Genomic DNA, 23210 nt, shown 5'->3' with positions numbered 1-23210 from the left:
GCCATGAACGCGGCCAGCGTGTGCGTTCGTTACTGCATCCGGGTGTCGCACTGTCAGTTGTGCGCGGTTCGACTTTTCATCATGGAACGGTATGCTGCCAGAGCTAAAATGCGACGAATTCTGTCCGTTACGTACCCATCAATGCGTTGCTTGGAGTGACATATGAATCTGGATCGTCCGTGGTTGCAGAGTTACCCGCCTGGCGTTGACGCCACGATCGACGTCGAAGCGTACCGCTCGGTCGCCGAGGTGTTCGAAACCGCCGTCGCCAAGTTCAGTGATCGCCCCGCCTATTCCAACTTCGGCACGACGTTGACCTACCGCGAGGTCGGCGCACTGTCCCGGCAATTCGCCGCCTATCTGCTGGGCGAACTGCACCTTAAAAAGGGTGATCGGGTCGCGCTGATGATGCCGAACTGTCTGCAATACCCGATTGCCACCTTCGGCGTGCTGCTGGCCGGCATGACCGTGGTCAACGTCAATCCGCTGTACACCACACGCGAACTGCGTCATCAACTGATCGACTCCGGCGCCAGTGCGATCATGGTGGTGGACAATTTCTGCAAGACCGTGGAAGACGCGCTGGCCGGCACGCCAATCAAACAGGTCATCACCACCGGGATGGGCGACATGCTCGGTTTTCCCAAGGGAGCGCTATTCAACTTCGTCCTGCGCTACGTCAAGAAGCTGGTACCCGACTACACGATCAGCAACGCGATTCGGTTCCGCGAAGCACTCGCACTCGGCCGCAAGCATACGCTGTCGAAGCAGGATATCGCACCAGAGGACATCGCATTCCTGCAGTACACCGGCGGTACCACCGGCATCGCCAAGGGCGCGATGCTGACCCATCGCAACCTGGTGGCGAACATGCTGCAGGCCGGCCATTGGATCACCGTGACCGGCAAGCTGGAAGAAGGCAAGGAAGTCATCATCACCGCACTGCCGATGTACCACATCTTCGCATTGACCGCGAACGGGCTGATCTTCGTAAAGATCGGCGGACTCAATCACCTGATCAGCAACCCCCGCGACATGCCCGGCTTCATCAAGGAATTGAAGCGATTCCCCTTCACCGCGTTCACCGGGGTCAATACCCTGTTCAACGGACTGCTCAACACGCCCGGCTTCGCGCAGTTGGATTTTTCCTCGCTGAAGTGCACATTGGGCGGCGGCATGGCAGTGCAACGCGCCGTCGCCGAACACTGGAAGCGGGTCACCGGCCTCACTCTGGTGGAAGCCTACGGACTCACCGAAACCTCGCCGGGCGCTTGCATGAATCCATTGACGCTTGACGAATACAACGGCTCGATCGGGCTACCGATCCCCTCGACCGATGTGTGCATCAAAGACGACCACGGGCAGATCATGGCAACCGGCGAAATCGGCGAGTTGTGCATCCGTGGTCCACAGGTAATGAAGGGTTACTGGCGCCGCCCCGAGGAAACCGCGCACGCGATCGACGCCGACGGCTGGTTCCGGACCGGCGACATTGCGCGGATGGACGCGCAGGGGTTCTTCTATATCGTCGATCGCAAGAAGGACATGATCTTGGTTTCAGGTTTCAATGTATACCCGAACGAGATCGAGGAAGTCATCGCGATGATGCCAGGCGTATTGGAAGTGGCCGCGGTCGGTGTACCGGACGAAAAATCCGGCGAGGCGGTAAAAGTGGTAATCGTCAAAAAAGACCCGAACCTGACCGCCGAAGAGGTGAAGGCACACGCCCGTGCCAACCTGACAGGCTACAAGCAGCCGCGCACCGTCGAATTCCGCAAGGAATTGCCCAAGACCAACGTCGGCAAGATCCTGCGACGGGAGTTGCGCGACGCGCAAATGCATTAAGCAGGCCAGCGCGCGGTGGCACGAAAGAGTACGGGCTCAGTGTACCAAGGTGTAGCATCCACCGGGTGGAAACGCACTCGCCCGCTGCGCCACATTAATTTCTGCGGGCGCTTATTCCGAGACCCCGCCATGAGCATGATCGATACCCTGCCCCGTTCCCTCCCCTATTCCAGCATCCGCGTCGAAGCCAATGGCAACGATGATAGCCATTGGCTATACATGCACGCGAATGCGCAGCCGGGAATACGTCCCTGCTTCCATAGCTATATGATCGACGAGGTGCTGGCGGCGTTCGAAGCGATGACCATGTGGCCGCATCCATCCAAGAAAGCGACGCTGAAACATCTGGTCATCGCCTCCGATACGAACGTCTTCAATCTTGGCGGCGATCTGGCGCTTTTTTCAGAACTCATCCGCAAAAAGGACCGCGCACGGCTTCTCAGTTACGCCACACGCTGCATTAACGGCGTCCATCAACTACACCAAGGGTTCGCCGGCGATGTCCGCACCATCGCGTTGTTGCAGGGCGATGCGTTGGGCGGCGGACTGGAAATGGCGCTGGCCTGCCACACCATCGTCGCCGAGGAAGGCATCACCATGGGCTTGCCCGAGGGCATCTTCGGCCTGATTCCGGGCATGGGCGCCTACAGCTTTCTCTGCAAGCGCGTCGCCCCGCATGTCGCCGAACGCATCATTCTGGGTGCCGATCTGTACAGCAGCGAGCAGATGCACGCGATGGGCATCGTCGATGTACTTGTACCAAAAAACGAGGGCGTGGAACGCGTCAAGCAACTCATTCATAACCAGCGTCGCAACCCGCAGTCGTATCTGGCGATGAACGCTGCACGCAATCTGGCACAGGCGGTATCGCTACAGGAACTGCAGGCGATCACCGAGATATGGGTCGAGTCCGCGTTGGCGCTGGACGAGAAATCGCTGCGGACCATGGCTCGACTGGTGCGCGCGCAGACCCGACGCACAGAAGACGTCACGACCTGAACGTATGACGCCACGGTCCGCGAATAGCCCGGTTTAGCACCCCGGGCTATAACGCAAAGGTCAGCGCAATTCGCCCTCTTCGGAGGACGCGCTGAGGCGGGCACGCGCCTCAAGCGCCTCCCTGCCCTCTGTCAACGCGGCATTGAGCGCCATCAACCGTGACTTCCACTCGCTACGGATCTGCCAATCGGCCATCTGCATCATTTCACCGCCGAGACTGGCCAGCTGTACCAAGCCCAGATTGCTGGCCACGCCCTTGATCGCATGGGCGTGTTCGCGTAAACGCTCCCACTGTCCCGCATCGCCGGCGAGCTGCATACCCCCCAGGCAACCCTCGGCATCGTTAAGGCACTGGGAGATGAACTCGCGCTCGAATCCATCACCCATTCCGAGTCCGGCCAGTTCATCCAACACCGACGAGTCAAGCACGCCATCCACCACTCCGACAGGCGGTCGCACGGCGGGCTCATTGGAAAGGCGCAAGCGACCTGCCGCAGCGATGTCGGCAAGGGTGTCCAATAGCCGGTTAGCAACCACCGGCTTGGCAAGAAAACTATGCGCACCGGCCTGTTCGCATCGCTTGATCGACTCGGGGGTGACGTCGGCGCTGAACATCACCACCGGCGTGCGCAGACCACCGGCATGCATGACCCGCAATTGCTTGAGCATGTCCAAGCCGCTCATGTCCGGCATGTGCAGATCGACGATCACCGCATCGAATTCGCTTTCCGCCAGGGCATCCAGCACCGCTTCGGCACCATCGACACAGATGCTGCGATGGCCAGCCTTCTGCAGCATGCGCTGCAACACCATCCGGTTGGCAGCATGGTCGTCTGCGACCAGGATACGCATGCTGCGCACGCGCGCCCGGTGACGCAAGAAGGGATCGGAGAACGCGATCACATTCCCCCTCGCATCAAACTCCTCGACCGCCGGCACCCCCCTCGCAAGCGTCTCCGCTGCTGCCTGCGTCGGAACGCTGGCGGCCACGAACGGCAATTCGAACCAGAAATGGCTCCCCTGCGGCGCGCGCTCCTGATATCCGATGCTGCCCCCCATGGCTTCGACCAAGCCCTTGGCGATGGTGGTGCCGAGGCCACTGCCTTCGTAACGACGCGTCAAGCCGACGTCGGCCTGTTCGAACGCATCGAACAGGCGTGTGCGCATTTCCGGCGCGACCCCGATGCCGGTGTCGAGAATGTCGAATCCCAGGCGCGTCGGCTGCCCCAGTTCGTTCCTGTGCAGGCGCACACGGATGTCGACCTTACCGATTTCGGTGAATTTGATGGCATTGCCGGCCAGATTGAGCAGCACCTGACGCAGATGCCCAGGATCGCCGTGCAGGGAATCCGGCACATCCGGCGCGACCTCGACCTGGTAGGCCAGGTTTCTTACACGTGCCTGCGGCTGCAGGATCAAGCTGATGCCCTCGAGCGTTTCGCGCAGCGAGAAATCGCGCTTGTTCAGGCGCAACTTGCCCGCCTCGATCGCCGAGATATCCAGCACCTCCTCGACCAATGCCAGCAGACTGCGTGCGGACGCCTGAATGGTATTGAGGCACTCGCGTTGTTCGGCGTCCAGCCGCGTGGTCGCCAGGACTTCGGTCATACCGGAGAGGCCATTGAGCGGCGTGCGGAACTCATGGCTCATATTGGCCAGGAAACGGCTCTTGGCTTCGTTGGCGCGCTGTGCCTCCTTGGTTGCCCGAGTCAACTGCTGCAGCAGTTCGGAGAGATACAAGGGCACAGCGAACAAGCCAATGAGCAGACCGATCCCCAGGCCGATGTTGTGACGCCAATAAGGCGTCACCAAGATCGTGGCGCCAAAACTCACCACCCCCATCGCCACCGCCAGATACAGATAGCGATTGCCGTAGCGCAGGCCATTGCCGACCGTCACCCACATCACCACGACGTACATCCAGGCTAGCGGCTCGCCCATGCCCATCATGGCGGCTGCAATCAGGCCGTAGTCGGCGGTCATGCCGACGACCCGACGCACATCGCAACGCTCCGGCCGCCACAGCAGCCAAGCAACAATGCAAACCGAAAGCACCAGCCCCGACGCAACGACAGCAACCACATTCATGTATGCGTGCTGGGACAAGGAGGAACGGGGACCAGGCAGCAACACGTACCCGAGAATGATCGAAATCACCGCGATACGCACCAGTGCCTGCGCGTGTTCGCTGTCCTTGCGTTGGACAATGCGCTGTCGAACCCACTGGATCGGCCTCATCACGTCACACCCCCGGTCGCGCGGATGCGGTGGAGAACTTCTCGCAGACCACCTGCAGTTGCTCGCGACCGCGAAACAGCGCATCCACGCAGCGCGGGTCGAACAGACGACCACGCTGGGCGTAGAGATAAGCGAGTGTCGCATCCATGGTCCAGGCCTCCTTGTAGGGACGCGGCGAAATCAGCGCGTCGAAAACGTCGGCAACGGCGACGATCCGCGCTTCCAGCGGAATCGCTTCGCCGACCAATCCATCCGGATAACCGCTGCCATCGTAGCGTTCGTGATGGCGCAGCGCGATCAGCGCGCCGACTTGGATGAAACGGTTCTGACTGCCGCTGAGCAGTTCGTAGCCGATGCGCGGATGCATGCGCATGACTGCCATCTCGTCCTCGTTGAGCTTGCCCGGCTTGAGCAGCACCGCATCGGGAATGGCGATCTTGCCCATATCGTGCAGGCTCGCCGCCATCTCGATGACCCGCACCTCATCCTCGGACAGCCCCAGTTGTTCGGCAATCAGCCCGGCCACATGCGCCATGCGTTCCAGATACGCACTGGTGCCGGCATCGCGGTACTCGATGGCCCGCGCCAGCCGCGACAGGGTTTCGCGCTCGCGCTCCTCCACTTCGCGCATGCTGGCCAGCAGACGTTGCTCCAGCGACATCGCGCGTTGCTTGATGTTTTCGCTCTGCAGACGCAGTTGCAGCAGATTGTGACAACGTGCGCGCAATTCGCGCGGTCGGATCGGCTTGACCAGGAAATCAATGACCCCGGCTTCCAGCGCGGCCTGGCGGATCGGCTCGTCGCCGACCACGGTGATCAGAATGATCGGGATATCGCGGTGCTTGGGCTGGCGCCGCAAACGCCGCGCGAACTCCAGCCCGTCCATTCCCGGCATGCGGTAGTCGAGCAGCAACAGATCGACCTTGCCCGCCTCGCACCAAGCCAGCGCGGCCTGCGAGTCGCCAAAGTCGCGCACGCTCAGTTCCGGCGCGATGTCTTCAATCACATGCCGCAACATCGTGCGAGCGGATGTTTGATCGTCGACGATGACAATATTCAAGCGATTATCCATCTCCGCCGTCATCGGAGCGCGATCCCCATTCGAGGATGCTCCTGAGAGGCTTATGCTGGCATCATGCATTTGTAATTCTCCGCCCGCGGCACAGCGCGGGCTACTGAGACAACCACGGGAGCGCAATGGCACTGATCATGCCGACACGTCCACTTCACTTCCGTTTGCGGGCAACCCCTGATGCAGAATGCCGCCATCCCAGGCTTTGGAGTATAGATATTAAGCCTGAGGGCGCATGTACGGGAATAGCAGGACGTCACGGATCGAGGCACTTCCGGTTAATAACATGACTAGACGATCGATGCCAATACCCAGGCCACCGGTCGGCGGCAGGCCCACTTCCAACGCCCGGATGTAATCGGCGTCGAAATGCATGGCTTCGTCGTCCCCCCCCTCCTTCGCCGCAACCTGGGCCTGAAACCGCGCCGCCTGGTCTTCCGGGTCGTTGAGTTCGGAAAACCCATTGGCGATTTCCTTGCCATTGATGAACAATTCGAAGCGGTCGGTATAACCAGGCTCCGTGTCGCTGGAGCGGGCCAGAGGCGACACCTCGACCGGGTGATCTGTGATGAAGGTCGGCTGGATCAAGGTCGGTTCGACCGTCGCCTCGAAGATTTCCAGTAGCAGCTTGCCCCAACCATAGGACGGCTTGGTCCGGATCTTCAGCCGCTCGCAGTGGCGTATTAAGGCCTCACGGTCGGTACAGTCGGCGGTGCTGATCTGCGGATTATGGTGGCGCACGGCCTCGTCCATGCGCCAGCGGCGAAACGCCGGCCCCAGGTCGATATCGACGCCATCCCAGTGTACCTGGGTGGTCCCGAGGACGTCGCGGGCGACGTCGCGGATGACGCTCTCGGTCAGGTCCATCACCTCGTGATACGTGGCATAGGCCTCGTACAACTCCATCATGGTGAATTCGGGATTATGTCGGGTACTGACGCCTTCGTTACGGAAGTTACGGTTGATTTCGTAAACGCGCTCCAGGCCGCCGACCACCAGCCGTTTCAGATACAACTCCGGGGCCACGCGCAGGTACAGATCCAGATCCAACGCATTGTGGTGGGTGGTGAATGGCTTGGCCGTGGCACCACCGGGAATGTAATGCATCATTGGCGTTTCCACTTCCAAAAAGCGGCGCGCATCCAGCCAGGCGCGCATCGCGCGGATGATCTTGGAGCGCTTCACGAAGACCTCACGCGCCTCCGGCGACACAATCAGGTCCACGTAGCGCTGGCGGTAGCGCTGTTCCACGTCGGACAGGCCATGCCACTTATCCGGCAATGGACGCAGCGCCTTGGTCAGCAGCCGCAGTGCGGTCGCCTTGATCGAAAGCTCGCCGGTCTTGGTCCGGGTGAGCCCACCCTCCACTGCGATGATGTCGCCGATATCCCAGCCTTTGAAGGCATCGTAGGCCGCGCCCAGCGCATTGGCCTGCAGGTATAGCTGAATACGCCCGGACTCGTCCTGCAACTGCACGAAGCTGGCCTTGCCCATGACCCGTTTGGCCAACAGGCGCCCGGCCAGACGCAGGCTGCGGCCCTGCGCTTCCAGCGCATCGGCGGTCCAGCGCTCCAGGTCGGCAAACTCGGCCTGCACATCGCCGGCGAAGTCGCTGCGACGGAAATCGTTCGGATAGGCCACACCCTGGGCGCGTAACGCAGCCAGTTTGGCGCGCCGCTCGGCGATGAGGCTGTTCTCGTCGACGGAAAGCGAGGGCGCGGGAGTCTGCTCGGTCATGGGAAAAATACGCGTGAGGAAAAGGAATGGATGCAGTGGTCAATTTATTTTCGTGACGCACGACAAATTGCTTCATTGGCGTTACAAAGCGACCGATCAGGCATCGCTGCGTTTGGCACCGGCTTCCAGACCGGACTTGAGGCTGGCCTCGACGAACTCGTCCAGGTCCCCATCGAGCACCTTTTGCGTGTCGCTGCGCTCGATGCCGGTGCGCAGATCCTTGATCCGGCTCTGGTCGAGTACGTAGTTGCGAATCTGGCTACCCCAACCGATGTCGGACTTGGTCGCCTCGACCGCGTCGCGCTCGGCGTTGCGCTTCTGGATCTCCAATTCGTACAGCTTGGCGGCAAGCATCTTCATCGCGTTATCGCGATTCTGGTGCTGGCTGCGCCCGGTCTGGCAGGCGACCACGATCCCGGTCGGCACGTGGGTGATACGGACCGCCGACTCGGTCTTGTTGACGTGTTGGCCGCCCGCCCCGGAAGAACGGTAGACATCGGTCTTCAGGTCGGCCGGATTGATGTCGATGTCGATGTTGTCGTCCACTTCCGGCGACACGAATACCGAGGTGAAACTGGTGTGACGGCGGTTGTCCGAGTCGAACGGCGACTTGCGCACCAGGCGATGCACGCCGGTCTCGGTCTTCAGCCAGCCATAGGCAAAATCGCCCTCCACGCGCAGCGTGGCGGACTTGATCCCGGCCACTTCGCCACCGGACACTTCCATCAATTCGGTCTTCCAGCCGCGCGATTCGCACCAGCGCAGATACATGCGCAGCAAAATTTCGGCCCAATCCTGAGCCTCGGTGCCGCCGGCACCGGCCTGGATATCGACGAAGGCGTTGCAGCTATCCATTTGCCCAGAGAACATGCGCTGGAATTCCAACTTTTCCACCTGCGTCTGGAAACGGTCGACATCGGCGATCACCCCCTGCGCAGTGTCCTCGTCGTTCTCGCTCTCGGCCAATTCGAGCAATTCCAGCGACTCATTGAGTCCCTCGAGTACGCTGGCGATGCCGCCGACGGTCTTCTCCAGGTTGGCGCGTTCGCGACCCAGGCCCTGGGCGCGCTCGGGATCGTTCCAGACGTCAGGGCTTTCCAGCTCGCGGGCGACTTCTTCTAGACGCTCTTTCTTGGCGTCGTAGTCAAAGAAACCCCCGTAGCGACAGCACCCGATCGGACAAATCGGCGATACGATGACGGATGGGATTAAGCTCAATCATTGCGGGGTTTCCGGCAAACAAGAGCGCGATTCTAGCAATTCCGGGCGCACGTCTGCAGTGCCAGTCCGGCGTTTGCTTGGCAGGACCACCCGAACCCAGCTGCACCTCGCCGAAGTCCAACGCATTTGACTTCGAAATACATCGCGCATGCCGCAGCGACTCAGTCCGCCAGGCGCTGGTAATACTCCACCACCAGTTGCACGGCCTCGCCACCGAGATAATCGTCGGCGACCAGGCGATAGGCCACATGCACACGGCGCCCCGGTTCGCTGCCACGCCAACCGTTGAAGTAAATTGCATTCAATGGTGCGCGACGGCCAGCACAGCGTAGGCTCAACTTGAGATGGCGCTCCTTGAGCACACGCCATTGCAGCACTTCGAATTCACCGTCGAATAACGGTTCGGGAAATCCTTGCCCCCACGGCCCACCCAGGCGCAGCGCTTCGGCGTGGCGATGATCCAACTCGTGCGGCTCCAGCACACCATCGCTATGCAATTCGGCATGCAGCAGTTGCGGATCCAGGCTAGAGCGCGCGTATTCGCAAAAGGCCTGCTCGAACTCGGCCAGCGCAGCCTGGCGCAGACTCAACCCGGCGGCCATGGCATGCCCACCGAACTTGTCCATCAATCCAGGCCGGCGCGCCTCCACCGCCGCCATCGCATCGCGAATGTGAAAACCGGGGATCGAGCGCGCCGAACCGCGCAACTGGTCGCTGCCTGGCTCGGCGGGAGCGAAGGCGATCACCGGACGGTGCAGACGGTCCTTCATCTTCGACGCGACCAGGCCGATCACCCCCGGATGCCATTGCGGATCGAACAGGCACACCGCCACCGGCGGCTGCTCGGGTGCAGCCAGCAGCGCCTGCGCCACCACCGCCTCGGCCGCGTCAGTCATCTGCTGCTGCACCGCGCGGCGCTCAGCATTAATCTGCTCCAGCGTCGCAGCGATCGCATGCGCCTGCTGCGGCTCCTCGCACAGCAGCAACGCGATGCCCAGTGCCATGTCTTCGAGGCGACCGGCGGCATTGAGCCGTGGCGCCAGCGCGAAGCCGATGTCGCTGGCACTGAGCCGTGCCGGATCGCGGCCGCTGACTTCGATCAACGCACGCAGGCCAAGACAGCCGTCGCCGCGCTGCAATCGGCGCAATCCGGCCGACACCAACGCGCGGTTGTTCGCGTCCAACGGCACCAGATCGGCAACAGTACCGACTGCGACCAAGTCCAGCAGCACGCCCAGATCCGGCATTGCGGCGGTCGCGAACGCACCACGTTCGCGCAGATGCCGGCGCAGCGCCAGCAACACGTAGAAGATCACCCCGACGCCGGCCAGCATCTTGCTGGGGAACGCATCGCCGGCCAGATTGGGATCGACGATGACGTCGGCGAGCGGCAGCGTCCGCCCCGGCAGATGATGATCGGTGACCAGCACCCGCCAGCCCAGCGCCTTGGCCGCGGCGACGCCGGCATGGCAAGCGATGCCGTGATCGACCGTGACCAGCAGATCCGGCTGCAGCGGGGCCAACTCGGCCACCAACGCCGGCGACAAGCCATAGCCATGCACCATGCGATTGGGAACCGCATGCAGCACCTGACTGGCCCCAAGCAACCGTAGCCCACGCACCGCCACCGCACAGGCGGTGGCGCCGTCGCAATCGAAATCGCCGACGACCAAAATACGTTGCTCGGCCATGATCGCCTCGGCAAGCAAGGCGACCGCCGCGTCGATGCCGCTCAACGTGTCCGGTGGCAGCAACTGCGCCAGAGTAGGCTGGGCCAGGATCGTGTCGTGCGCGCCGCGCGCGGCGTAGACGCGGCGCAGCAGCGGCAGGGTGGCATCACTCCATTGCCCGTCCACGACCGCGACGGGCCGCCGGGTGATGCGCAACAGCTGGGTCATCCGTGCAGACGTGCCAGCGGCCGCCGCCAGAAACGCCAACGTTGCGTGCCGGCGATGCGGAAGCAGGCGCCGTCCTCGAAATCCAGCAGTACCTGTTGCAATTCGCCCTCGCACAGCGCCCGCAGCAGCGGCTGCATCAACTCACCGACGAATTGCTCCGGCGCACGCAACTGGCGTAGGTCGATCAACGCATCGACGCGCGACGCCTGCGTCTGGTCGGGGCCGATACCGGCCGCCTGGGCCAGCGCACACAGCAGTGGCTCGCGGCTACGTACCTGCACGTGCGCGGTGGCGACCGTGGCCGGCAGCGCGCCACCGCCCCAGAACCATAGCGAATTGATCGCCGTCTGGCCGCGGGCGACGCGCTCGCGGTTCCAGGGATGCTGATGCAGCAGCACCTGCGCATCGGTCAGCAAGGCGCGCCAGCGGCGTGCGTCTTCGCCCTGCGGCAGATAATCGAACAGATCCGCACCTAGCACCTGCGCCGGCGCGGTGAACACAGGCAGCGCCTGCCCCGGCGGCACGCGCAGATACCAGCGCGTGGGATCGGGCGCATCCAACGCCAGTACGTTCTCGGCGAACAGATCCTGCAAGGCCGGCAGCAGCGCGTCTAGGTCCACCGCATCGATGGCGAGCATGTCGCCATGCGCCATCAACCGCGCGCCCTGCATGTCCGGCACCACATAAGCGGGGTCGGCACGCAGCCAGAGGCTATCGCCAGCGTCGCCGGCATCGCGTTGCCGGGTCAGCGCGGCGACCGGCCAGGAGCCGGACGGCAACGCGAAATGGCGGCGCAGCTGTGCTTCGCTGCCGGGCTGGCACTGTTCGCGGTCGGCACGCCCGAAGGCGCGCGCCACCTCGCCGGCCAGCGCAACGCCGGCCAGACGACTGCGCTCCGGCAACAGCACACTGGCAATCGTCATGGCCTCAGCCGAGGTATTGAACGCTGACGATTTCGTACTCGCGATGCCCGGCCGGCGCATCGATCCCGACGCTATCGCCTTCCATCTTGCCGATCAGTGCGCGCGCCAGCGGCGAGGAAATCGCGATCAAGCCCAGCTTGATGTCCGCCTCCAGGTCGCCGACCAACTGATAACGCTTTTCTTCGTCGGTCTCCACGTCGGCCAAGGTCACGGTGGCGCCGAACACCACCTTGCTGCCGACCGCCAGCTTGCTGATATCGATGACCTCGGCATGCGACAGCTCGCTCTCTAGGTGCTTGATGCGGCCTTCGATAAAGCCTTGTTGCTCGCGCGCGGCATGGTATTCGGCGTTCTCCTTGAGATCGCCGTGCGCGCGGGCCTCGGCAATGGCGTTGATGATTTCCGGGCGCTTGACCGATTTCAGGTGGTCGAGCTCTTCGCGCAGGCGCTGCGCGCCTTGCAAGGTGATCGGGGCTCTCACGCTTCCAACTCCTTATGCAGTTCCTGCAGCGCCCAGACCGGGCCGGTGCCGCGGAATTCCAATGAATGCACCAGCGCACGCGCGCCGGCGACCGTGGTGGAATAGGTGACGCGCTGTTGCAGCGCTTCACGTCGAATCGAGAACGAGTCGGAAATCGCCGGCCGGCCCTCGGTGGTATTGACGATATACACGATTTCGCCGTTCTTGATCCGATCGACGATGTGCGGACGCCCCTCGGCTACCTTATTGACCTGTTCGCACTGCAGCCCGTTCTGCTGCAGCCAGGCACAGGTGCCGCGGGTGGCGACCAGCGTGTAGCCGCGTTCGACCAGCGCCTGCGCCACCGGCAGCACACGCTGTTTGTCTGGATCGCGTACCGAGACGAAGGCCTTGCCCAACGGTGGCGCCTTGATCCCACCGGCTTCCTGCGCACGTGCGAACGCGGCGCTGAAGCTGCGCCCCACGCCCATCACCTCGCCGGTGGAGCGCATCTCCGGGCCGAGGATCGGGTCCACGCCCTGGAACTTGGCGAACGGGAAGATCGCTTCCTTCACCGAGTAGTAGTCGGGCACGATTTCCTTCAGCGCACCCTGTTCGGCCAGGGTCTTGCCGGCCATGCAGCGCGCGGCGATCTTGGCCAACGGCACGCCGATAGCTTTGGACACGAACGGCACGGTGCGCGAGGCGCGCGGGTTCACTTCCAGCAGGTACACGATATCGTCGCCGGCATCGTTGACCTGCACCGCGAACTGGGTGTTCATCAGCCCGACCACATGCAACGCCTTGGCCAATTCGACCACCTGCCGACGCAATTCGGCCTGGGTAGCCGGCGACAGCGAGTACGGGGGCAGCGAGCAGGAGGAATCGCCGGAATGCACGCCGGCCTCCTCAATGTGCTCCATGACCCCGCCGATCAAGACCTTCCCATCCTTGTCGGCGATGATGTCCACGTCCACTTCCACCGCGTTGTCGAGGAAGCGATCCAGCAACACCGGCGACTCGTTGGAGACCTTGACCGCATCGCGGACATAGCGCGCCAGGTCGGACTCGCCGTACACGATCTCCATCGCGCGACCACCGAGCACGTAGCTCGGGCGCACCACCAGCGGATAGCCGATCTCCCGCGCCAGCACCAGCGCCTCTTCGGCGTTGCGGGCGATGCGATTCGGCGGCTGCTTCAAACCGAGTTGGTCGACCAGTTGCTGGAAGCGTTCGCGGTCCTCGGCCAAGTCGATCGAATCGGGCGAGGTGCCGATCACCGGCACACCGTTGGCTTCCAGCGCGCGTGCCAGCTTCAGCGGAGTTTGTCCGCCGTACTGCACGATCACGCCCTTGGGTTGCTCCAAGTCGACGATCTCCAGCACGTCTTCCAGCGTCAGTGGCTCAAAGTACAGGCGATCGGAGGTGTCGTAGTCGGTGGACACGGTCTCAGGATTGCAGTTGACCATGATGGTCTCGTAGCCATCCTCGCGCAGCGCCAGCGCCGCATGCACGCAGCAATAATCGAACTCGATTCCCTGGCCGATGCGATTGGGGCCACCGCCCAGGATCATGATCTTGTTGCGGTCACTCGGCGCGGCCTCGCACTCGTCCTCGTAGGTCGAGTACAGATAAGCGGTACTGGTGGCGAATTCGGCCGCGCACGAGTCCACCCGCTTGTACACCGGGCGCACCTTGTGCGCGCGGCGCAATGCGCGGATCGCGGCCTCGTTGGTGCCGGTCAATTGCGCCAGGCGCGCATCGGAGAAGCCGGCGCGCTTGAGCGTGCGCAGCCGCGCGGCGTCGAGCGCATCGAGGCCGTCGGCAGCCACTTGCTTCTCCTGCGCGATCAAGTCCTCCATCTGGTCCAGGAACCATGGATCGATGAACGACAGCGCATGCACCTGCTCCACGCTCATGCCCGCGCGGAACGCATCGGCGACGTAGAACAGGCGCTCCGGGCCAGGCGCTTTCAGCTCGTGCCTGAGCGCGGCCAGATCGTCCTCGTTGCGCAAATCCAAACCGGTCGGGTCCAGCCCGATCTTGCCGGTCTCCAGGCCGCGCAGCGCCTTCTGCAGCGACTCGGAGAAGGTGCGACCCATCGCCATTACCTCCCCCACAGATTTCATCTGCGTGGTCAGGCGCGCATCGGCCTGCGGGAATTTCTCGAACGCAAAACGCGGGATCTTGGTGACCACGTAATCGATCGCCGGCTCGAACGAGGCCGGGGTCAAACCGCCGGTGATCTCGTTCTTCAATTCGTCCAAGGTATAACCCACCGCCAACTTGGCCGCGACCTTGGCGATCGGGAAGCCGGTGGCCTTGGATGCCAGCGCCGAGGAACGCGACACGCGCGGATTCATCTCGATCACCACCACGCGCCCCGTCTGCGCGTTGATGCCGAATTGCACGTTGGAGCCACCGGTATCCACGCCGATCTTGCGCAGCACCGCGATGGACGCATCGCGCAGACGCTGGTATTCCTTGTCGGTCAGGGTCTGCGCCGGAGCCACGGTGATCGAGTCACCGGTGTGCACGCCCATCGGGTCCAGGTTCTCGATCGCGCAGACGATGATGCAGTTGTCCGCGGTGTCGCGGACCACTTCCATCTCGAACTCCTTCCAGCCCAGCACCGACTCCTCGACCAACACCTCGCTGGTCGGCGACAACTCCAAACCGCGCCCGACGATCTCGATCAGTTCCTCGCGGTTGTAGGCAATGCCACCACCGCTACCGCCCAGAGTGAAACTGGGCCGGATGATGGTCGGATAGCCCACCTTGGTCTGAATCTCCAGCGCTTCTTCCAGCGTGCGCGCCACCGCCGCCTTGGGACACTCCAGGCCGATTTCGCCCATCGCCACACGGAACAACTCGCGGTCCTCGGCCATGCGGATGGCCTCGCGTTTGGCGCCGATCAGTTCGACACCGTACTTTTCCAGCACACCGTGATCGGCCAGATCCAGCGCGCAATTCAGCGCGGTCTGCCCGCCCATGGTCGGCAGCAAGGCATCGGGCTTTTCCTTGGCGATGATCTTCTCCACCGTCTGCCAGTTGATCGGCTCGATGTACACGGCATCGGCCATGTTCGGGTCGGTCATGATGGTGGCCGGGTTGCTGTTGACCAGCACCACGCGGTAGCCCTCGTCGCGCAGCGCCTTGCACGCCTGCGCGCCGGAGTAATCGAATTCGCAAGCCTGACCGATGACGATCGGGCCGGCGCCGATGATGAGGATGGTTTGAAGGTCTGTGCGCTTGGGCATGAGGATTCTCAGTAAAGGCGGTCCTGCCACGCCACGGGGGCCTGCCAGGTGATCTGATGACGCCAGCGGTGGAGCGACAACGGCAAGGCAGGCGCTGCGGCCATCAAGCGGCGGCGGCCATCAGCGCGGTGAACCGATCGAACAACGGCGCCACATCGCGCGGCCCCGGCGAGGCTTCCGGGTGACCCTGGAAGCCGAAGGCCGGAGCATCGCTCAACTCGATCCCTTGATTGGTACCGTCGAACAGCGAACGATGCGTCACCCGGACATGCGCAGGCAGCGAGGCTTCATCGACCGCGAAGCCATGGTTCTGCGAGGTGATCATCACCTGACCACTGTCCAAATCCTGCACAGGATGGTTGGCGCCATGGTGGCCGTGCCCCATCTTCAAGGTCTGCGCGCCAGCAGCGAGCGCCAACAGTTGGTGGCCCAGGCAGATACCGAAGGTCGGGATCTTGCGCGCCAGCAGTTGCTTGATCGCGGCGATCGCGTAATCGCACGGCGCTGGATCGCCGGGACCATTGGACAAAAACACGCCATCGGGCTGCATCGCCAACACCTGGTCGACCGGCGTCTGCGCCGGCACCACCGTGACGTCGCAGCCACGCTCGGCGAGCATGCGCAGGATGTTGCGCTTGACCCCGTAGTCGTAGGCCACGACCTTGAACCTCGGCTCGGCCTGGACAAAGACGTTGCGGTCCAGATCGAGCTGCCCCTCGCGCCACGCATAGGGTTGATCGGTGGACACCACCTTGGCCAGATCCATCCCCTTGAGCCCGGGGAAGCCGCGCGCCGCGTCCAGCGCGGTATCCACATTGACCGCGCCAGCCATCAGCGCGCCATTCTGCGCGCCCTTCTCGCGCAGAATGCGGGTCAGCTTGCGGGTGTCGATGCCGGCGATGGCGACCACACCACGCTGCGCCAGCCACTGCGGCAAGGCCACCTGGCTGCGCCAGTTGCTGGGACGGCGCGGCACGTCGCGCACGATCAGGCCAGCCGACCAGACCCGGGCGGCCTCGTCGTCCTGGTCGGTGCAACCAGTGTTGCCGATATGGGGATACGTCAGCGTAACCAATTGGCGCGCGTACGACGGATCGGTCACGATCTCCTGATAACCGGTCATGGCGGTGTTGAACACCACTTCGCCGACGGACAGGCCAGTGGCACCTACGGCAACGCCCTCGAACACGGTGCCGTCTTCAAGGACAAGGATTGCGGGTTGAGTCACGGGGTTCGCCTTGGGGGAAAAGAGGAACCCTGCCCCACCAAAACTTGCGGCTGCAAGAAACCGCGAACGCGGCGCTTCTCCGGGTTCGTGGCGATGGGTAACAGGCGAGGGAGAATTGTACCGACGCGCGGCGGTCCGCGCCAGCCGTTTGTATCAAAACGCCGTTCAGCCGAGCAGGTCGCGCAACCGATAGGCCGCCGGCGCGCGCCCGGGCAGGCGTGTGGCCGCATGCAACGCGCCACGGGCAAAGATGTCGCGATTACTGGCGCGGTGCAGCAGCTCCACTCGCTCGCCAAGGCCGGTGAACTGCACCAAATGCTCGCCGACGATGTCGCCGGCGCGCAGGCTGGCATAGCGCGGGGTCGCACCACCGTGTGCGGCCGCCTCGCCCAGCGTGAGCGCGGTACCGGAAGGCGCATCCTGCTTGTGTACATGATGGGATTCGACGATATCGCAATCCCACCCCGGCAGCGCCGCGGCGGCACGCTCCACCAGTTCGTTCAACACTGCCACACCCAGGCTGAAGTTCGACGCCCAGATCAGCGCAATGCGCTCGGCGGCGGCGTCCAAGGCCTGCCGCTGCGTGGCATCCAGGCCGGTGGTCCCCGATACCAGCGCCGCGCCGCGTGCAACACACAACGCCAGGACCGGATCGAAGCCCTCCGGCAGGCTGAAATCGATTGCCACATCGAATGCGGGCACGCCATTGAGTTCGGCCGCAGCGAAATACGGCACGCCATCGATCACCCGCTGCGCCGGTGTTCGCCGCAACACCGCAGCCACCACCTGCAACGCCGCATCCTGCGCAGCCAGACGCAACAACGCCTGGCCCATGCGGCCGGACGCACCATGAATCAACACACGCAACGGAGCAGTCTTCATCCGCCAAGGCTAGCGGTTTGCAGCCGAACACAACAGAGGGAAAATCAAAAACGAGCGCATCTGACGCGAAACGCTGACCAGCGCCAGCGCGCCAGCGCACCGCGCAAGCAACGATGAAGGATGAAGAACGCCGTCATCGATATCGCATCGCCCTGCACATACGGTTACGTCTGCGCATGGCGCTGCCCTGACCAACGCGGCGCGGCTCAATGTCGACGCGATGGCGCGGGACCGCAGTTGTCGCAACCGCCGCAGGCACCCGCGCCAACGGTGGGCGGTGGCGCGATCGCCCGCCCCAAGGATTGCAACCAAGCCGGGCGACCCGGCCGCAGCAACACTCGCGCCAACGCACTGCGCAACCAACGCACGGTGCCGGGGAATTGCTTCTTCAACACCACCCAAGCGCTGACCAGCACCGCCAGCGCGATCAGCAGATACTGCAGCAACAGCGAGGCGCTCATCTCAACCCGCTCCCAGCGCCACCGCGACCTGGTAGGTGATCAACGAGGCCAGATAGGCCAGCGCGAACAAGTAGCACGCGGCAACGCTCATCTGCTTCCACGAATTGGTCTCGCGCTTGATCGTAGCCAGGGTGGAAATACACATCGGCGCGTAGATGTACCAGACCAGCAGGGATAACGCGGTGGCCAGCGACCAGCCATTGCCGATCAACGGCGACAACGCCTGCGCGGCGGCAACGTCGTCGGTAGCGGACAACGCGTACACCGTCGCCAGCGACGACACCGCCACCTCGCGTGCGGCCAACCCCGGGATCAGCGCGATACAGATCTGCCAGTTGAAGCCCAGTGGCGCGAACACCACGGTCATCGCATGGCCGATACGCCCGGCGAAGCTGTAATCGATCATCGGCATGGCCGCATTGACCGGTGCCGACGGGAAATTCAATAGAAACCACAGCAGGATGGTCAGCGCAAGGATGATGCCGCCAACGCGCTTGAGGAAGATCGCCGCACGCTCCCACAGGCCCAGCGCCAGATCCCGCAGGCGCGGAACGCGGTACGAAGGCAGCTCCAGCAACAGCGGGTGCTCGCCCTTGTCGCGGCGCCATTTCTTCATCACCCAGGAAACCACCAGGCCACTGACGATGGCCGCCACGTACAACCCGAACAGCACCAACCCCTGCCGATTGAACAGCCCCCAGACCTGCTGTTGCGGCACGAACGCCGCGATCAGCAGCGTGTACACGGGCAACCGCGCCGAGCAGGTCATCAGCGGCGCCACGAGAATGGTGGCCAAACGGTCGCGCGAGTCCTGGATGCTGCGCGTGGACATGATGCCGGGCACCGCGCAGGCGAAGCTGGACAGCAGCGGGATAAACGAGCGCCCGGACAATCCCGCCGCCGACATCATGCGATCGAGCAGAAACGCCGCACGCGGCAAGTAGCCGGATTCTTCCAACGCCAGAATGAAGGCGAACAGGATCAGGATCTGCGGCAAAAACACCACCACACCGCCTACCCCGGCGATGATGCCATCCACCACCAGACTGTTCAGCGGCCCAGTCGGCAGAGTCGCGCCCACCCAGGCGCCGAGTGCCTTGCTGGCGCCGTCGATCAGGTCCATCAGCGGCTTGGCCCAAGCGAACACCGCCTGGAAGATCAGGAACATCACCAGCACCAGGGTCAGCAACCCGGCGACCGGATGCAGCAGCCAGCGATCCAGCGCGTCGTCGATGCGCGCAGTGCGGCTGGGCATCGTCACCGCGCTCGCAAGCATATTGCGCACCTGTTGGTGATCGTCGCCCTGCGCATCGACCGACGCCACCACGGGCGGCAACGCCGGCGCCAGCGCGTCCAGGTATTGGACCAACGCACGGGCGCCGTGGCGACGCACCGCCACGGTTTCGATCACCGGCACGCCCAGCGCCTGTTCCAGCGCCTGCCGGTCGATGCGGATACCACGGCGCTGCGCGGCGTCGACCATATTCAGCGCTACCAGCATGGGCTTGCCCAGCGCGCGCAGTTCCAGCGCGAAACGCAAGTGCAGGCGCAGGTTGGTCGCATCGACCACGCACACCAGAACATCCGGCGCCGGCTCGCCTGGGTAGAAACCGCGGCACAGATCGCGGGTGATCGCTTCGTCGACACTGGCCGGTTGCAAACTGTAGGCACCGGGCAGATCCAGCACCGCGAACTCGCGTCCGGATGGCGCACGCAAACGCCCCTCCTTGCGCTCGACGGTGACGCCCGCATAGTTGGCGACCTTCTGCCTGCTCCCGGTCAACTGATTGAACAGCGCGGTCTTGCCGCAGTTCGGATTACCGACCAAGGCCAGCCGCAGCGGCGCGCGGGCGTCGCTCATGATTACACCTCGGCCACGGGACTGACCTGCACCCGGGCCGCTTCGCTGCGGCGCAGCGCAAACCGCGTATACCCCACCTGCACCAATAGCGGCTCGCCGGCGACCGGCCCACTGGTCAGCACCTGCACCTGTTCGCCGGCGACGAACCCCAGCTCGCGCAGACGCCGCGCAATGGCGTCGTTGGGCTGGCGGTCGTGCACGGATTCGACCAGGGCGCTGCTACGCAACGGCATATCGGACAACGTCACAACACGTTCCGGCGATAAGAATAATTATCAATTGTAGCACCGCCGGGGGGCGTCATGGCGGCACCCGCGCAGCCGGCTATGATCGCCCAATGGCGGCCATTGTCCCTCCGCACGAGATCCATCGATGAGCGATGCACTGCTGTTGGAGCGATCTGGCAAGGTCATGACGCTGTATTTGAACCGCCCCGCACTGCGCAACGCCTTCGACGCCGCGTTGATCGCGCAACTCACCGACGCCCTGCAACAGATCGCGGTCGATCCGCTGATCCAGATCGTGGTGGTAGGCGGCGCCGGCACCGCGTTCTCGGCCGGCGCCGACCTGCAATGGATGCGTTCGATGGCCAGCGCCAGCGCACAGGAAAATCACGACGACGCGCTGGCGCTGGCACGGTTGATGCGCGTGCTCGACGAACTGCCCAAGCCCACCGTCGCGCGCGTCCACGGCGCCGCGTTCGGCGGCGCGGTGGGGTTGGTCGCGTGCTGCGACATCGCGGTGGCGTCCACCGATGCGCGCTTCGCGTTCAGCGAAAGTCGCCTGGGTCTGCTGCCGGCGGTGATCTCGCCCTACGTGATCGCCGCGATCGGCGCACGCCAGGCGCGACGCTGGTTCGCCAGCGCCGAGCCGTTCGACGCCGCCAGGGCGGCGCTGATCGGCCTGGTACACGAGGTGGTGGCACCGGAGGCGCTGGACGCAACGGTGCAACACCAAGTGGCGCTGCTGGGCCAAGCCGGGCCGCTGGCCACGGCGGCGGCCAAGACCCTGGTACGGCGCGTTGCCGCCGGCGGCGAACGCGATGCGCTGGATCAGGCCAACGCCGCGCTGATCGCGCAGTTGCGGGTCTCGCCCGAAGGCCAGGAAGGCCTCGGCGCGTTCCTCGAAAAGCGCGCTCCACGCTGGATCACACAGACCTGACATGCCACCAGAGCGCGCCGCATCAGCGTCGACTACCTCCAGGCTTCCAGCGCTGGCGAGCCACCCGTGCCGCTGCTGGTGGCGGCCTGAATCAGCAATCGTCGTGATCCGAACCGTGTCTGCCACGCTTGCCTCTCCCGTCATAGATCTACAGAGGCTGCACCCATGAGCGATATCGTGCGCATTGTGGAAGTCGGCCCGCGCGACGGCCTGCAGAACGAGAAGACCTGGGTCGCCACAGCCGACAAGATCGAGCTGATCGCCAGATTGTCTCGCACCGGCCTGCGCAGCATCGAGGCGACCAGCTTCGTCAGTCCGAAATGGGTACCGCAGCTGGCCGACGCAGCGGAGGTCTACACCGGCATCGTCCCGACGCCAGGCGTGGACTACTCGGTGCTGGTACCCAATCTACAGGGCTACGAGCGCGCCATCGCGGTCGGCGTGCGCGAGGTCGCGGTGTTCACCGCTGCCTCCGAAGCCTTCAATCGCACCAACACCAATGCAGGCATCGATGCATCGCTGGCGCACTTCGCGCCGGTGCTGGCGCGTGCCGAAGCGGACGGGGTCAAGGTGCGCGGTTATGTTTCCACCGTCCTTGGGTGCCCATACCAGGGCGTGGTCCCACTGACCGACGTGGTGCGAGTGGCGCAACGATTGCACGCGATGGGTTGCTACGAAATTTCGCTGGGCGACACCATCGGTGTCGGCACGGCGGCCAAGGCGCGGGCGATGCTGCGCGCGGTCGCCAGCGAGGTGCCGATGGCGGCGCTGGCGGTGCACTTCCACGACACCTACGGCCAAGCACTGGCCAACATCGCGGCATGCCTGGACGAAGGGGTGCGCGTGGTCGATGCGGCGGTGTCCGGTGCTGGCGGCTGCCCCTACGCCAAGGGCGCCAGCGGCAATGTGGCCAGCGAGGAGGTGGTCTACCTGCTGCACGGCAACGGCATGCAGACCGGCATCGACCTGCCGGCGTTGGCCGCCACCGGGCGCTGGCTGGCGCATCGACTTGGCCGGCGCACCGGCAGCAAGGTCGGTCAAGCGCTGGCGACGGACGACGACGCAACGGCGCCCGCAGCGTGACCCCACGCGCACGGCGGCATGCGCCGCATCGCCGCTCTCCCGGCTAAACTGCGGTTTTTCCGCGTCCGCGAAGGAAACATCCATGCAACTTGCCGATCTACGCGCCGTGGTCACCGGCGGCGTGTCCGGCCTCGGTCTAGCGGTGGCGCAGCGCATCGTCGCCGAGGGCGGCAAGGTGGCGCTGTTCGATCTACACGAGGACAAGGGCGCCGCCGCGGTTGCCGCACTGGGCAAAAAACAGGCCTGCTACCTGCGCACCGACGTCAGCAACGAGGCCCAGGTGGCGGCCCAGTTGGACGCCGCCCAGGAGTTCCTCGGCGGCCTCAACACCGCGATCAACTGCGCCGGCATCCTTGGCTCAGGCCGTGTACTCGGCAAGGAAGCGCCGATGGCGCTGGCCACATTCCAGAACACGGTGATGGTCAACCTGATCGGCAGCTTCAACGTCGCCAAAGCGGCGGCGAACCTGATGCAACACAACACGCCCGGCGAGGATGGCGAGCGCGGCGCGATCGTCAACACCGCCAGCATCGCCGCCTACGAAGGCCAGATCGGCCAGACGGCGTATGCCGCATCCAAGGGCGGCGTGGTGGCGATGACCCTGCCGATGGCGCGCGAACTGGCGCGCTTGGGCATCCGCATTAATACCATCGCCCCCGGTATCTTCTGGACACCGATGGTGGATGGCATGCCCGAAGCCGTGCAACACTCGCTGGCCTCCGCGATCCCGTATCCTTCGCGCCTCGGCCAGCCAGAGGAATTCGCCGACACGGTGATGTTCCTGCTGCGCAACCGCTACCTCAATGGCGAGGTGATCCGCCTCGACGGTGCGGTGCGCCTGGCGCCCAAGTGACCGCAACATCGGCCCATTAGCCCATATT

18 protein-coding genes are annotated in these 23210 nt (G+C 64.0%); 5 read left to right on the top strand and 13 right to left on the bottom strand.

What is annotated here, in order from left to right; translation table 11 throughout:
* Nucleotides 1–162 precede the first annotated feature (162 nt).
* Both XalbCFBP2523_RS00725 and XalbCFBP2523_RS00720 read left to right on the top strand, forming a co-directional pair.
* Nucleotides 163–1845, top strand: coding sequence for a long-chain fatty acid--CoA ligase (locus XalbCFBP2523_RS00725; protein ID WP_045765658.1), 1683 nt, complete (start codon nt 163–165; stop codon nt 1843–1845).
* 129 nt (nt 1846–1974) lie between these two features.
* Entirely contained in the window at nt 1975–2844 is an 870-nt protein-coding gene (locus tag XalbCFBP2523_RS00720; RefSeq protein WP_045756818.1) for a crotonase/enoyl-CoA hydratase family protein, read from the top strand.
* Between the two features lie 60 nt (nt 2845–2904).
* Here XalbCFBP2523_RS00720 and XalbCFBP2523_RS00715 read toward each other — a convergent pair whose 3' ends face one another.
* The 13 genes from XalbCFBP2523_RS00715 to XalbCFBP2523_RS00655 form a co-directional block, all read right to left on the bottom strand.
* A complete protein-coding gene (locus tag XalbCFBP2523_RS00715) occupies nt 2905–5082 on the bottom strand; it encodes an ATP-binding protein (protein WP_045765657.1) in 2178 nt (725 codons plus the stop codon).
* Nucleotides 5083–5086: 4 nt separating this feature from the next.
* On the bottom strand, nt 5087–6166 hold the full coding sequence (gene rpfG, locus XalbCFBP2523_RS00710) for a cyclic di-GMP phosphodiesterase response regulator RpfG (RefSeq protein ID WP_012915856.1): 1080 nt from the start codon (nt 6164–6166) through the stop codon (nt 5087–5089).
* 207 nt (nt 6167–6373) lie between these two features.
* Nucleotides 6374–7891 (bottom strand): lysine--tRNA ligase, encoded by a 1518-nt coding sequence (lysS, locus tag XalbCFBP2523_RS00705; protein WP_045765656.1) that lies wholly within the window; start codon nt 7889–7891, stop codon nt 6374–6376.
* A gap of 96 nt (nt 7892–7987) precedes the next feature.
* Nucleotides 7988–9113 (bottom strand): peptide chain release factor 2 gene (gene prfB / locus XalbCFBP2523_RS00700; RefSeq protein WP_104629872.1). Its coding sequence is split into 2 segments (ribosomal slippage): nt 7988–9037 and nt 9039–9113, totalling 1125 coding nucleotides; the frame shifts between segments, so codons are not numbered across the junction.
* A gap of 160 nt (nt 9114–9273) precedes the next feature.
* Nucleotides 9274–11010: a single-stranded-DNA-specific exonuclease RecJ gene (gene recJ, locus XalbCFBP2523_RS00695; protein ID WP_045766697.1), complete on the bottom strand. Its 1737-nt coding sequence runs from the start codon at nt 11008–11010 to the stop codon at nt 9274–9276.
* Nucleotides 11007–11933, bottom strand: a complete 927-nt coding sequence (locus XalbCFBP2523_RS00690) for a phosphoglycerate mutase (protein ID WP_045765655.1) — start codon at nt 11931–11933, stop codon at nt 11007–11009. The genes recJ and XalbCFBP2523_RS00690 overlap by 4 nt, the downstream gene beginning before the upstream one ends.
* Nucleotides 11934–11937: 4 nt before the next feature.
* Nucleotides 11938–12402 carry a transcription elongation factor GreA gene (greA, locus tag XalbCFBP2523_RS00685; protein ID WP_196296903.1) on the bottom strand — a complete coding sequence of 155 codons (465 nt, stop codon included), beginning with the start codon at nt 12400–12402 and terminating at the stop codon, nt 11938–11940.
* An 8-nt stretch (nt 12403–12410) separates the two neighbouring features.
* Nucleotides 12411–15653, bottom strand: coding sequence for a carbamoyl-phosphate synthase large subunit (gene carB / locus XalbCFBP2523_RS00680; RefSeq protein WP_045765653.1), 3243 nt, complete (start codon nt 15651–15653; stop codon nt 12411–12413).
* Between the two features lie 103 nt (nt 15654–15756).
* A complete protein-coding gene (gene carA, locus XalbCFBP2523_RS00675) occupies nt 15757–16881 on the bottom strand; it encodes a glutamine-hydrolyzing carbamoyl-phosphate synthase small subunit (protein ID WP_045765652.1) in 1125 nt (374 codons plus the stop codon).
* 165 nt (nt 16882–17046) lie between these two features.
* The gene (dapB, locus tag XalbCFBP2523_RS00670; RefSeq protein ID WP_045765651.1) at nt 17047–17763 is read right to left on the bottom strand and encodes a 4-hydroxy-tetrahydrodipicolinate reductase; all 717 of its coding nucleotides are present in this window, start codon (nt 17761–17763) and stop codon (nt 17047–17049) included.
* 206 nt (nt 17764–17969) lie between these two features.
* Nucleotides 17970–18224, bottom strand: coding sequence for a DUF6587 family protein (locus XalbCFBP2523_RS00665; protein WP_045765650.1), 255 nt, complete (start codon nt 18222–18224; stop codon nt 17970–17972).
* 1 nt (nt 18225) lies between these two features.
* Nucleotides 18226–20085, bottom strand: coding sequence for a ferrous iron transport protein B (gene feoB, locus XalbCFBP2523_RS00660; RefSeq protein WP_045765649.1), 1860 nt, complete (start codon nt 20083–20085; stop codon nt 18226–18228).
* Nucleotides 20086–20087: 2 nt separating this feature from the next.
* Nucleotides 20088–20333 (bottom strand): FeoA family protein, encoded by a 246-nt coding sequence (locus tag XalbCFBP2523_RS00655; RefSeq protein WP_012915845.1) that lies wholly within the window; start codon nt 20331–20333, stop codon nt 20088–20090.
* Nucleotides 20334–20457: 124 nt separating this feature from the next.
* On the opposite strand from XalbCFBP2523_RS00655, the gene XalbCFBP2523_RS00650 reads away from it, so the two are divergent.
* From XalbCFBP2523_RS00650 to XalbCFBP2523_RS00640, 3 genes are all read left to right on the top strand, one after another.
* Nucleotides 20458–21246 (top strand): enoyl-CoA hydratase-related protein, encoded by a 789-nt coding sequence (locus XalbCFBP2523_RS00650; RefSeq protein ID WP_045765648.1) that lies wholly within the window; start codon nt 20458–20460, stop codon nt 21244–21246.
* Between the two features lie 165 nt (nt 21247–21411).
* Nucleotides 21412–22329 (top strand): hydroxymethylglutaryl-CoA lyase, encoded by a 918-nt coding sequence (locus tag XalbCFBP2523_RS00645; RefSeq protein WP_045765647.1) that lies wholly within the window; start codon nt 21412–21414, stop codon nt 22327–22329.
* An 82-nt stretch (nt 22330–22411) separates the two neighbouring features.
* Nucleotides 22412–23182 carry an SDR family oxidoreductase gene (locus XalbCFBP2523_RS00640; protein ID WP_045765646.1) on the top strand — a complete coding sequence of 257 codons (771 nt, stop codon included), beginning with the start codon at nt 22412–22414 and terminating at the stop codon, nt 23180–23182.
* Nucleotides 23183–23210 lie beyond the last annotated feature (28 nt).

The sequence above is a fragment of the Xanthomonas albilineans genome (genome assembly GCF_002939705.1).
GTDB classification, from domain to species: Bacteria; Pseudomonadota; Gammaproteobacteria; order Xanthomonadales; family Xanthomonadaceae; genus Xanthomonas_A; species Xanthomonas_A albilineans.
Note: the sequence above shows the minus strand (reverse complement) of the source record. Positions and strands in the feature narration are given on the sequence as shown.

Excerpts from the sequence above, each read along its gene's own strand:
- XalbCFBP2523_RS00725 (WP_045765658.1), top strand. The coding sequence starts at position 163 with ATGAATCTGGATCGTCCGTGGTTGCAGAGTTACCCGCCTGGCGTTGAC.
- XalbCFBP2523_RS00720 (WP_045756818.1), top strand. The coding sequence starts at position 1,975 with ATGAGCATGATCGATACCCTGCCCCGTTCCCTCCCCTATTCCAGCATC.
- XalbCFBP2523_RS00715 (WP_045765657.1), bottom strand. The coding sequence starts at position 5,082 with ATGAGGCCGATCCAGTGGGTTCGACAGCGCATTGTCCAACGCAAGGAC.
- rpfG (WP_012915856.1), bottom strand. The coding sequence starts at position 6,166 with ATGACGGCGGAGATGGATAATCGCTTGAATATTGTCATCGTCGACGAT.
- lysS (WP_045765656.1), bottom strand. The coding sequence starts at position 7,891 with ATGACCGAGCAGACTCCCGCGCCCTCGCTTTCCGTCGACGAGAACAGC.
- recJ (WP_045766697.1), bottom strand. The coding sequence starts at position 11,010 with ATGACCCAGCTGTTGCGCATCACCCGGCGGCCCGTCGCGGTCGTGGAC.
- XalbCFBP2523_RS00690 (WP_045765655.1), bottom strand. The coding sequence starts at position 11,933 with ATGACGATTGCCAGTGTGCTGTTGCCGGAGCGCAGTCGTCTGGCCGGC.
- carB (WP_045765653.1), bottom strand. The coding sequence starts at position 15,653 with ATGCCCAAGCGCACAGACCTTCAAACCATCCTCATCATCGGCGCCGGC.
- dapB (WP_045765651.1), bottom strand. The coding sequence starts at position 17,763 with ATGAAGACTGCTCCGTTGCGTGTGTTGATTCATGGTGCGTCCGGCCGC.
- XalbCFBP2523_RS00665 (WP_045765650.1), bottom strand. The coding sequence starts at position 18,224 with ATGAGCGCCTCGCTGTTGCTGCAGTATCTGCTGATCGCGCTGGCGGTG.
- feoB (WP_045765649.1), bottom strand. The coding sequence starts at position 20,085 with ATGAGCGACGCCCGCGCGCCGCTGCGGCTGGCCTTGGTCGGTAATCCG.
- XalbCFBP2523_RS00650 (WP_045765648.1), top strand. The coding sequence starts at position 20,458 with ATGAGCGATGCACTGCTGTTGGAGCGATCTGGCAAGGTCATGACGCTG.
- XalbCFBP2523_RS00645 (WP_045765647.1), top strand. The coding sequence starts at position 21,412 with ATGAGCGATATCGTGCGCATTGTGGAAGTCGGCCCGCGCGACGGCCTG.
- XalbCFBP2523_RS00640 (WP_045765646.1), top strand. The coding sequence starts at position 22,412 with ATGCAACTTGCCGATCTACGCGCCGTGGTCACCGGCGGCGTGTCCGGC.